The sequence below is a fragment of the Luteibacter sp. P4_E6 genome, assembly GCF_056401535.1.
On the sequence record NZ_JBFUJE010000106.1, the window covers coordinates 1 to 10,916 of the forward strand.

Consider the following 10,916-nt stretch of genomic DNA (forward strand, 5'->3'; position numbering starts at 1 on the left):
ATGCCACACCGTAGCCACCCCGTTCCAGGTACTCGCCGAGCGTGGGACCGTCGCCGGCCTCATCGAGCAAACGAGGGGCGTCGCGGTAGAAACGCATCAGGTCGCGAATCATGCCAAGGAAACGCGGTGAGAGCAGGTTGCGACGCTGGCAAAACAAGGTATCGAGGTTGGCGGCGTTGTACTCGAGACCGCTGGCCTGGTTGCGCACCGAAAAACTCATGGCGGTCGGCTGGGTCGCCACCCCCAGCTCATCGAACAAGGCCGACAACAACGGATAATGCGCGCGGTTATGCACAATGAAACCCGTGTCTACCCTGTAGTCGCGGCCATCGAGCCGGATGTCATGGGTGTGCGTATGCCCACCCGGGTAATCATTGGCTTCGAACAGGGTCACCTCGTGCTTGCGCGATAGCAACCACGCCGAGGCGAGCCCCGCGATGCCCGAGCCGATGACGGCAACGCGCATCGTCAGCCCCTCGCCTTCGCGGCGACCCAGGCGGGGATAGGTTTGAGGTCATGGACCAGACCCAGCCACGCCATCACGCGCAGACCGTAGTACGTCATGTCGATTTCCCACCAGCGAAAGCCCTGACGCACGGTGCCGGGAAAGAAGTGATGGTTGTTGTGCCAGCCTTCGCCGAACGTCAGCAGTGCAAGCCACACGTTGTTGCGGCTGTCGTCTGCGGTATCGAAGCGTCGGCGACCGAAGCGATGCGCGAGCGAGTTGATCGTCACCGTGGCATGAAAGAGGATGGTGGTGGAAATGAAGAAGCCCCACACCAGCATCTGCCAACCGCTGGTGCCGAGGCCCGGCGCCACATGCTCGAGAAGTTTGCCGAGGCCGAATAGCGCGACGGCGAGCAGCACAGGGACCGCCGTGTCGTAGCGGTCCAGCCAACGCAGCTCCGGATATTTCGCCAGGTCGGGCACGCGCTCGATCTCGGTACGGAACCCGTTGGGGGTCAGAAACCAGCCGACGTGGCTCCAGAGGAACCCATGAACGCCCGGCGAGTGGGGATCCAGCGGCGTGTCGGTGTGACGATGGTGGTGGCGATGATGAGCAGCCCACCACAACGGGCCCCGCTGTACGCAACTTGCGCCGATCAGGGCGAAGAAGAACTGCACCGGACGCGACGTGCGAAACGTGCGATGCGAGAAATAGCGGTGGTAGAACGCCGTTAAGGCGAACATCCTGACCGCATACAGTGCGACCGCCACGCAGATCGCCACGGTCGACACGCCCGTCCAGAGGGCCCCGATACACGCCAGATGCATGACCACGAACGGCGACGCACGGAGCCAGTCGATACGGTCGCCCCGGGATGCGTCGACCGACGCGGCGCCAGAGGTATCGAACCATCGGCGCAGGGTACCGACGCGAAGTGCCACCGGGGGTGGCTCGGGCGTGGCGTTGAGGCGGACGTTCATGCGGGCTCCCGTGGTGTTCCCTTACCTATACGGGGCGTTACGGGTTACGGATGCACGAACCTGGCCTAGATGGTGCAGCGACCGTCGAGTTTCGTGGCCAGCGCCTCGTCCACGGCGGCGTCGGCGATGTTGCCTTCGCGCTTGTCCGGCGGAAATTCGATACGTACGGGGCGAAGCTTGCCGTTCTCCCCCCGGATCGAGCCCATGCCCTCGAAGCGGCGCAGGGTGCGGTCGGTCGTGGTGTAACTGAGCACGACCGTGGGTGCCGCGAAGGCGTACCAGGCATCGAGCTTCATCGTCATGCGCCGGACCCCGCCGCTGGTCTGCCCGTCCACCAGGCGCACGTCGTAGAAGGCGAAGCGGCCCGGCAACAAGAAGGGAATACCGTCCCCCCGCTTGCCGACGCTATCCCAGTGGGCACGGACGTAAACGTCGAAGCCCGCGTCGATCACGCCGTCCTTCTTGTCCGGCAGGGGCTTGGCGACTTCTCCACCCGCACCACGCTTGGCGTAAACGCTCCGGGCACCCCCGTTCGAGCGCACGCCCTCCGCATCGCCGGTACGCGCGTCGACAAAACTGAAGTCCGGTCCGATGACCGTGCCACCGCCCTCGAGAACCTTGCGCGCGAACGCCTTCCCGTCGGGGCACTGGTACTGCACGACCTGGCGCCCCGAACCGACCGTATGGACCTCGCGGTACAACAGCTGCCCGTTGTCAGGCGCGTACGCATCGCCGACAAAGCGCTCGGTGGCGGCAGGGGCGGAGGCGCTGGCCAGGCAGGCGGCCGCGGCGAAGGGGACCATCGGAGCGGATGAAAGTAGCCTCACGGAGTGCTCGTCCTCGGCGGTAATGCGTGACAGTGGATACGAGAAGATGTGAAGGGCGGATGCGGATCGCGACGCGCTCACCACGGTCATGTTATAGATCGGCCTGCACTGTTCGACCGCCCGCCCGCCTTAAGGACCCACGCATGCCAGCCACCAGCCCCGCCGATCGCGACGAGCTGAATCGACTGTTGCAACGTACCGCGGAGGAAGACCAGCGCGCGTTTGAAGAGCTGTACCGGCGCACCTCGTCGCGACTGTTCGGCGTCTGCGTGCGGCTGATGGGCGACCGTGAGGAGGCCGAAGAGGTGCTTCAGGAAGCCTTCGTCACCGTCTGGAAACGCGCCCGCAGCTTTGACGCGAAACTCTCCAGCGCTCTCACCTGGCTAGTCACCGTCGCCCGCAACAAGGCCATCGACCGGCTGCGCCAGCGTCCCGACCTGCGTCCAGTCGAGGTCGATTGGGAGACCCTCGTCGACGACGGTCCCGGCCCCGCGCATGGCGCGGAGAGCGACGAGGAGTATCGACATCTGCAGGCCTGCCTGGCCGAACTGGAAACCCAGCAGCGCCGCTCCATTCGTGAAGCTTTTTTTGGCGGCGCTACGTATAACGAGTTGGCGGAACGTGCAAAGGTGCCCCTGGGCACCATGAAAAGCTGGATTCGTCGCGGTCTCCTGCAACTCAGGGCGTGTCTTAATCCATGAACAGCACCTTCGAATCCGACAAAGACAACCTGCGCTACGCCGAGTACGCACTCGGGTTGCTCGATGCCGACGCGCGAGCCGCGGTGGCACGGGAAGTCGAGACCAGCCCCGAGGCCGCGGCGGCCGTGGCGTTGTGGCAGCGCCACGTCACGCCGCTGGCCCTGGAAATCACCGACATCGCGCCTCCCGCCCATGTCTGGGCCGGCATCCGTCGTCGCCTCGCCTTCGACGCGGGCACGCCGTCACGCGAATCGTCGCGTCCCCGCACGAGTGTCTGGGACAGTCTGGGCCTGTGGCGCTGGATCGGTGTCGGCGCCACGGCGGTGGCCGCCTGCCTGCTGGTGATCACCATGACCCGGCAGTTGCCTCCGCCCATCGCCACGCATCCCTCGGTCCTCATGGTCTCCACCATCGCCGGCGACAACGGCGTTGCCGGCTGGACGGCCACCATGGACATCGACCGTTCCGAGTTACTCGTCGTGCCGGCCAGCCCGGCCGCCGTCGCCTCGGACCGCAACACCGAGCTATGGCTGATTCCGGCCGGCGGCGCACCGATTTCCGTCGGCGTCTTCCCGCCCGGCGATCCGAAGCGCTTCCATCTGGCCAAGGCGCTCCTGGACCGCCTCGGCCCGACAGCCGCGCTCGCGGTCTCCCTGGAACCGGTCGGTGGCTCTCCCACCGGTCAGCCCACCGGTCCGGTCATCGCCAAGGGCGCCATCCGCGCCGCCTGACGCTTCATACAGCGTCGCTCATTGCTGTTAGCTCCTTGTATGAGCCGATTCATCGGCGATGGGGTGCTTGCAATATCCCCACACGCCTCCATAATGAGCAAGCACTCACTTATTATAGATGCCCCATGGCCCGCCTCAAAAGCGAAGAAAAACGGACCGCCATCCTCGCCGCCGCCGCGCAAGCCGTGGCAGAACGCGGCATGGGCGCCCCGACCGCGCTGATCGCAAAGCGGGCCGGGGTGGCCGAAGGCTCGATCTTCACCTACTTCGCGGACAAGGACATCCTGCTCAACGAGCTCTACCTGAGCGCGAAAAACAGCCTGCGCGACACGATGTATGAGGGCTATCCCTCGCGTGCCCCGATCGAAGAGCGCTTCGAACATGTCTGGAATCGTTACCTCGATTGGGGCATGGCCGAACCCGCCCTTCGCGTCGCGATGTCCCAGCTCACGGTGTCCGAGCGCATTACGGCGTCCACGCGCGTCGAAGGTGAACGTGTGTTCGGGGATATCGCCGGTTTGTTCGACGAGGGGATGGCGTCGGGCGTATTGCGTCACGGGCAACCGATCGGGTTCATGGCCGGCATCATCACCGCCGTCGCGGAAACGACCCTGCAATTCATGGCAAAGAACACCGCTGAAGCCAGCGACTACCGGCGGGCCGGCTTCGAAGCCATCTGGCGCGCCATCGGGTCCGCCTGAGTCGCCCTTTCCATCCAGGTTTTTCCTGAACCATTAATCGAGTGTGTACTCACTCACTATAACGAGGATTCTCCATGTCACAGGTCTGGCTCATTTCCGGCAGCGGCGCCGGTCTCGGTCGCGATATCGCCGAAGCGGCACTCGCCGCTGGCCATCGCGTGGTCGCCACCGCGCGACGCGTCGAGACGCTCGACGATCTCCGCAGCCGCTTCCCCGAGACGCTTAAAGTCACGGCGCTCGATGTCACCGACGAGGCCGCGTGTATCGACGCCGTACGCTTCACGCTCGACGCGTTCGGCCAGCTCGATGTGCTGGTCAACAACGCCGGCTACGGCCAGCTCGTTCCCTTCGAACAGATGTCGTCTGCCGACTACCGCGCGCAGATCGAGACCAATCTGTTCGGTGTCGTCAACCTCACCCGCGCCGCCGTCAGCCACATGCGCGAGCGTCGTAGCGGCCGTGTCATCAACGTCTCTTCAGTCGGTGGCCGTATCGGCATGCCCGGCATGTCGGCGTACCAGGCCGCGAAATGGGCGGTCGGCGGACTTTCCGAAGTGCTCGCCACTGAGCTCGGCGCGCTGGGCGTGCACGTCACGGCGATCGAGCCGGGTGGCATGCGCACCGATTGGGCGCGCCGCGCGGGCGCTGACCTCCCGCCATTCCTGCCCGATTACGAGAGCACGGTCGGTGCCCTCCGCAACATGCTGTCCGGGTACGCCGGTAACGAGACCGGCGATCCGGTGCGTGTCGCCGAGGTGGTACTTCGCCTTGCCGCGCATCCGCGTCCACCGGTCCGCCTGCTCCTGGGTAGCGACGCGGCGAAGTACGCGGGCGAGGCGGAGCAGGCACGTCGCGAAACCGATGAGCGCTGGCTGGCGATCAGTCGCTCGACCGATATCGGCGCCACCGCCGCCCTTCCCGCCTTTCCTGCCTACTGAGGACACACCCATGAGGATCCTGCTGTTCGGCGCCACCGGCATGGTCGGCCAGGGTGTGCTTCGCGAGTGCCTGCTGGCGCCCGACGTGAGCGAGGTGGTCGCCATCGGGCGATCACCCAGCGGCGAGAGCCATCCCAGGCTCACCGACTTGGTCCACGCCGACCTCTTCGACTATCGCGCCATCGAGGATCGTCTCGGCGGTTTCGATGCCTGCTTCTTCTGCATTGGCGTGAGCTCATTCCGTATGGACGAGGCCGCCTACACGCACCTCACCTACGACATGACCCTGGGCGCTGCGACCACGCTTGCCCGATTGAACCCTGGCATGTCCTTCGTTTATGTGTCCGGCGCCGGTGCCGATAGCAGCGAATCCGGCAAAACGATGTGGGCTCGGGTCCGCGGACGTACCGAAAATGCCCTGGCACGGCTACCGTTCAAACGCACCCACGTCATCCGGCCCGGGATCATCCAGGCCAGGCACGGCGCGCGATCCCGCACGCGTGCCTACCGGATGATTTACCCGCTACTGGCTCCGATACTGCCCCTTTTCCGGGCACTCATGCCGCATAAGGTGGCAACCACGGAAACGATCGGCCGTGCCCTGCTCGCGCTGGCACGGCACGGCTATCCGAAGACCGTCCTCGAAACGCAGGACATCGAAGAGGTGGTGCGGCGGAAGTAAACCTCAACTTCTTGCTTCCACGGCCGATATGATGAGTGCGTTGCAGGTCGGGGGAGTCACGCCATGAAAGCACTCATCGCCGCGGCGGCCATCGTCGCAGCCCACGCGGYCGCGCTGGCCGTCCTGCCCGCCAGCGGCATGGCGATCTCGTACACGTTTTTCTTCTCGGTCGCCGCCCTTGCCATGGGTAGCGCGTGGCGTGCCTGGATGCGGTCAGGCACCCCTCGCGACCACCGCTGGTGGCTGCTGCTGGCGAGCCTGGGGTTATGGACAATCGGCATGTCGCTGTCGGCCAGGCAGAACTACGTGCTGGACAATTCCAACCCCGCTCCCGGCGACAGCATGTTCTTCTACATCCTGTACGTGCTGCCGGTGCTCGTCGCCGTTTCCTCCGCACCGGTCGCGGCACGCAAGAAGTGGGCGATGGCGATCGACCTGGTGCTGGCTGGCCTTCTCGGCGTGCTGTTTTACATCCGCACGTTCTCCATCGTGACCCTGGAAGGCGCGGTCGGCCCCCAGCAAGCCGTCGACGTGGCCTACATGCTCGACTTCGAGAACGTGTGCCTGGCCGTCGCCGCGCTGCTGCGCTTCGTCGCCACCGACCGCGCCGACGATCACGCGTTTTTCCGCGCGGTCATGGCGTTCTTCGTCGTGTACGCGATATCCGGTTTCTCGTACAACCATTACGTCGCCCTCAACGGCCATCCCGACTTCGGCACGTCGTCCTGGGATGCCTTGCTCGACCTGCCCTTCCTCGCGCTGTTCATCGTCACGATGACGCGGCAACCCCAGCGACACTGGCACCCACCGGTGTATCTGATCCGCTTCGTGCAGAGCGCCAGTCCGACCTTCCTCGCCATGAGCGTGCTGGGTTTCGGCTTGATGGTCATTCCGGTCTATCCGTCGCTCGGTATCGGTGGCGCGATCGCCGCGGTGATCGGCATCGGCCTGCGCGGTACGCTGGCCCAGGTCGATCTCGTCGAGGAGGAATACCGCCTCTCGCGCAGCCGCGACGAGCTGCAGGGGCTGGTGTTCACCGACAGCCTGACCGGGCTGGCCAACCGTCGCGCGCTGGACGAACGCCTCCTGCGCGAATGGCACCGACCCGCCCAGCGCGAGCCGATCGCCCTGCTGATGGTCGACGTGGACTTCTTCAAGGAATACAACGACCGCTATGGCCATCTTGCCGGCGACGATTGTCTGCGTGCGCTGGCTTCCGTCCTCTCCGGTCGCGGCCTGCGTGCCGGCGATTTCATCGCCCGCTTCGGCGGCGAGGAATTCGCCGTGATCGCTCCCGGGACCCGCTTGCCTGACGCGGTGGCACTAGCCGAAGACCTGCGTTCGCAGGTTGAAGCGCAAGGCATCGCGCATCCGCTGAGCCCGTTCGGCGTGCTGACCATCACCATCGGCGTCGCCACCTTGCTGGCCAATGCCAACGGTGGCCCGCTGGATCTGCTCAACGCCGCCGACCGCGCGCTCTACCGAGCGAAGAATTCCGGACGTAACCGCATCGGCGCGCAAGGCGATGCGCGGCTGGAGCCCTCGCGCGCCTGAGTCGTCCCGGACATATCGTCGAACGCGATTTAACCCCTTTTCGCGCTGGCCACGTTTCATCTGCATGTCCCCCACGAGGCCACGCACGATGAATAGGCTACGCATCACCCTTCCACTGCTGTTTGCCGGGCTCGTCGCCGCCGCGGGTAGCGCCGCTTCCGATGGATCCTCCCGCCAGCGCGTGGCGGCTGAGCCGGCCGTTATCAACGACGCGCCCTGCGAGCAAGCCGTTCGCGGCTATGGGCCCGGACGCCCCTTTCCGATCCCGATGGTCGCGCGGCAGGTCGCGCCCGTGGCGCGCGTGATGTCACTGCCTGCGCCCGCCGCGGCGCCGGCTCCCGAACCGGTCGCGGAAGCGGATGCGATCGGCCGGGTCGCTGCTTCGCCGGCCATGGCAAAGTCCCAGGTCATGCGGCCGCGGGTCGGCGGGGGCGTGGTCGTCCTCGGGCTCGCGCCAGCCCAGCCTGAGGATCGCGACAACTACAGACATCGCGACGCTAATGCGGTGCACCTCGCCGCCGACGACCCGGTGTCGACCTTCAGCATCGACGTGGACACCGGCTCGTACACCAACGTGCGACACATGCTCAACGAAGGACGCCTGCCCCCCGCGGACGCCGTGCGAACGGAAGAGTTCATCAACTACTTCGATTACGGCTATGCACCGCCGACGGACCGCTCGCGGCCTTTCAGCGTGACCACCGAACTGGCACCCGCGCCGTGGAATAGCAGCCGCCAGCTGCTGATGGTCGGCATCCAGGGCTACAAGGTGCCACCCAGCGAGATCCCCGCTGCCAACCTGGTCTTCCTCGTCGACGTCTCCGGGTCGATGGACGAGCCCGACAAGCTCCCCTTGCTGAAGGCGTCGCTGAAGCAGATCGTGCCGAAGCTCCGCGCACAGGACCGCGTCTCCCTGGTGACCTATGCCGGTGCCACCTGCGTGGCACTACCCTCCACGCCGGGCGATCGGCACGCGACAATCACCGCCGCCATCGATGCACTGGGTGCCGGCGGTTCCACGAACGGCGCCGCAGGCATCGACCTTGCGTACGCGCAGGCAGCGAAGGGTTACATCAAGGGCGGCGTGAACCGCGTCATCCTCGCGACGGATGGCGATTTCAACGTCGGTCTGACCGGTGTGCAGGCACTCAAGGATCGCATCGCCGAGAAGCGCAAGAGCGGCGTCGCACTGACTACGCTCGGCTTTGGCGAGGGCAACTACAACGACGAAATGGCCGTGGAACTCGCCGATGTCGGTAACGGCAGTCATCACTACATCGACAGCCTGGACGAGGGCCGGCGTGTCCTGGTCGACGAGATGTCGGCCACGTTGATGACCATCGCGAAGGATGTGAAGATCCAGGTCGAGTTCAATCCGGGAGTGGTCGCCGAATACCGCCTCATCGGTTACGAGAAGCGCGTACTGGCCCGTGAGGACTTCAACAACGATGCCGTCGACGCGGGCGAGATCGGCGCCGGGGCGAATGTCACCGCGCTCTACGAGATCACGCTCAAGGGTGCGCCAGGCGCCCGAATCGATCCCCTGCGCTACGGCAGCGAGGCGCCAACTGCGGCGAAAGGCAACGAGCTGGCCTTCCTCCGTCTTCGCTACAAGGCACCCGATGGCGACACGAGCAAGCTGATCGAAGAGCCGCTGTCCGCACGCGTCGCCACGGCACCCAGCGAACGACTGCGCTTCGCCGCCGCCGTGGCTGCCTTCGCCGAGAACCTGCGTGGCGGGAAATACGTCGATGGCTTCGGGTACGACAAGGCGGCCGCACTGGCACGTGAGTCGATTGGAAAGGACGAGGGCGGCTACCGCGCGGGTATGGCGAGGCTGGCGGCGCTGGCGGGCGGGATGCAGACCGAGCAGCCGGTGGCCGGGGCGTTCATTCGCTGAGGCGATCCAACGGAACCACGACCCTGCCCATCGCCGAATACCACCCGAATGCCTTACCCTCCCCGGCCATGGATGCACCCCTGGCCGACGATGGCGAACTGATGCTCGCCTGGGTGGGTGGGGACGCGGCTGCCTTCACGGAGCTCTACGCGCGGCACAAGGGCCCGCTCTACCGGTTCCTCCTCAAGACAGTGAAGGATCGCGCGGCCGCGGACGAGCTCTTCCAGGAAACCTGGAGCCGTGTGATTGCGGCCCGTCAGCGCTATCGTGTCGAAGCGAAGTTCAGCACGTGGCTGCTGCAGATCGCGCACAACCTGGCGATCGACAGCTTCCGCAAGCAACGGCCACAGGCCGGTGCGGAGGAAACCGAAGCCGTATTTGCGACACAGGCCGCACCGGAACGCGAACAACCCGAGCACGCGCTGTCGGACTTCGAACTGCGTCGGCGCATGCAGCGGGCCATCGAGAGCCTGCCCGACGAACAGCGCACGGCTTTCGTGCTGCGCATGGAGAACGAACTTTCCCTGGAGGACATCGCCGCCGTCACCGGTGTGGGCCGTGAAACCGCAAAATCGCGGCTTCGCTACGCCATGGCCCGGATCCGCGAACTCGTTGCCGAATGACATGAACCCGACCACTCCCCCGCCCAGCGACGACGATCTGCCCGACGAGCACGAACTCGCCGCGCTGTACGCACGCCTGCCCAAGGTCGAACCGGACGCATCCCTCGATGCGGCCGTTCTCGCCGAAGCCGCGCGTGCGACACCGGTGAATCGTCGTCCACGCTGGCCCGTTGCCATGGCATCCGCCGCGGTGCTCGTCCTCGCCGTAGGCGTCGCCTGGCAGGTTCGCGAACAGCAGCCTGCGCCAAGGTCGATGCCCCCGGCCGCAGCCCCAGCCGCATGGCCGGTTGCTGCGGACAAGCTGGCGGGGAAGAGCATCGCCGCTGAAGCGGCTCCTACACCGGCGGCACGCGAACCTGCTGTTTCTGTGGGAGCCGCTTCAGCGGCGAAACCTACGCTACGCGCACACGTCGCTCGCACCGCGATACCTACGTTCGCAGCGAAGAGCGTATTGGCGCCACCGCCACCGTCTGCGCCCGCCCCCGCCGCACCGCCAGAACCGCCCACACCATCCGCTCCGGCGTCGCCGCCCGCTCCCGAGCCAGTCACCGTTTCCGCCGCCCCTGCCCCGGCACCGCAGCAACCTGCGTCAGAGCAGTACGAGATGGCCCGTCCGGCAGCTTCCGGCATGCTGCGCCAGACGATGTCTGCCCCGGCGCGTGTCGAAGCAGACAGCGCCGCCAGCCTCGGTCCGGACGACCGCATCGGCGAAATCCGCCGCCTTCTGGGCAGCGGCGACCGTGCCCGGGCCCTGCGCGAGCTGAAAGATTTTCGCCAACGCTATCCGCACTACGACCTGCCCCAAGACCTGCGTGACCTGAACCCTTGAAC

Annotated in this window: 12 protein-coding genes; 9 read left to right on the plus strand and 3 right to left on the minus strand. The window is 65.9% G+C overall.

Annotated elements, in window-relative coordinates; genetic code table 11:
* From AC1DT2_RS08935 to AC1DT2_RS08945, 3 genes are all read right to left on the minus strand, one after another.
* Nucleotides 1-466: FAD-dependent oxidoreductase (locus AC1DT2_RS08935; RefSeq protein ID WP_477295909.1), on the minus strand; the 466-nt coding region annotated here is incomplete at its 3' end.
* Nucleotides 467-468: 2 nt separating this feature from the next.
* Entirely contained in the window at nt 469-1,428 is a 960-nt protein-coding gene (locus tag AC1DT2_RS08940) for an acyl-CoA desaturase (RefSeq protein ID WP_477295910.1), read from the minus strand.
* 65 nt (nt 1,429-1,493) lie between these two features.
* A complete protein-coding gene (locus tag AC1DT2_RS08945; protein WP_477295911.1) occupies nt 1,494-2,255 on the minus strand; it encodes a hypothetical protein in 762 nt (253 codons plus the stop codon).
* A 143-nt stretch (nt 2,256-2,398) separates the two neighbouring features.
* Here AC1DT2_RS08945 and AC1DT2_RS08950 point away from each other — a divergent pair, with 143 nt between their 5' ends.
* The 9 genes from AC1DT2_RS08950 (at nt 2,399) to AC1DT2_RS08990 (ending at nt 10,914) form a co-directional block, all read left to right on the plus strand.
* Nucleotides 2,399-2,956, plus strand: a complete 558-nt coding sequence (locus tag AC1DT2_RS08950; protein ID WP_213950185.1) for a sigma-70 family RNA polymerase sigma factor — start codon at nt 2,399-2,401, stop codon at nt 2,954-2,956.
* The gene (locus AC1DT2_RS08955; protein WP_477295912.1) at nt 2,953-3,687 is read left to right on the plus strand and encodes an anti-sigma factor; all 735 of its coding nucleotides are present in this window, start codon (nt 2,953-2,955) and stop codon (nt 3,685-3,687) included. The genes AC1DT2_RS08950 and AC1DT2_RS08955 overlap by 4 nt, the downstream gene beginning before the upstream one ends.
* Nucleotides 3,688-3,722: 35 nt before the next feature.
* On the plus strand, nt 3,723-4,388 hold the full coding sequence (locus AC1DT2_RS08960) for a TetR/AcrR family transcriptional regulator (RefSeq protein WP_477295913.1): 666 nt from the start codon (nt 3,723-3,725) through the stop codon (nt 4,386-4,388).
* Between the two features lie 74 nt (nt 4,389-4,462).
* Nucleotides 4,463-5,326 carry an SDR family NAD(P)-dependent oxidoreductase gene (locus AC1DT2_RS08965; protein ID WP_213950182.1) on the plus strand — a complete coding sequence of 288 codons (864 nt, stop codon included), beginning with the start codon at nt 4,463-4,465 and terminating at the stop codon, nt 5,324-5,326.
* Nucleotides 5,327-5,336: 10 nt separating this feature from the next.
* Nucleotides 5,337-6,008 carry an NAD-dependent epimerase/dehydratase family protein gene (locus AC1DT2_RS08970; RefSeq protein ID WP_477295914.1) on the plus strand — a complete coding sequence of 224 codons (672 nt, stop codon included), beginning with the start codon at nt 5,337-5,339 and terminating at the stop codon, nt 6,006-6,008.
* A 63-nt stretch (nt 6,009-6,071) separates the two neighbouring features.
* Nucleotides 6,072-7,562, plus strand: coding sequence for a GGDEF domain-containing protein (locus AC1DT2_RS08975; RefSeq protein WP_477295915.1), 1,491 nt, complete (start codon nt 6,072-6,074; stop codon nt 7,560-7,562).
* A gap of 88 nt (nt 7,563-7,650) precedes the next feature.
* Entirely contained in the window at nt 7,651-9,462 is a 1,812-nt protein-coding gene (locus AC1DT2_RS08980) for a vWA domain-containing protein (RefSeq protein WP_477295916.1), read from the plus strand.
* A 68-nt stretch (nt 9,463-9,530) separates the two neighbouring features.
* Nucleotides 9,531-10,085, plus strand: a complete 555-nt coding sequence (locus tag AC1DT2_RS08985; protein WP_477295917.1) for an RNA polymerase sigma factor — start codon at nt 9,531-9,533, stop codon at nt 10,083-10,085.
* A gap of 1 nt (nt 10,086) precedes the next feature.
* Entirely contained in the window at nt 10,087-10,914 is an 828-nt protein-coding gene (locus AC1DT2_RS08990) for a hypothetical protein (RefSeq protein ID WP_477295918.1), read from the plus strand.
* The last annotated feature ends 2 nt before the right edge of the window (nt 10,915-10,916 follow it).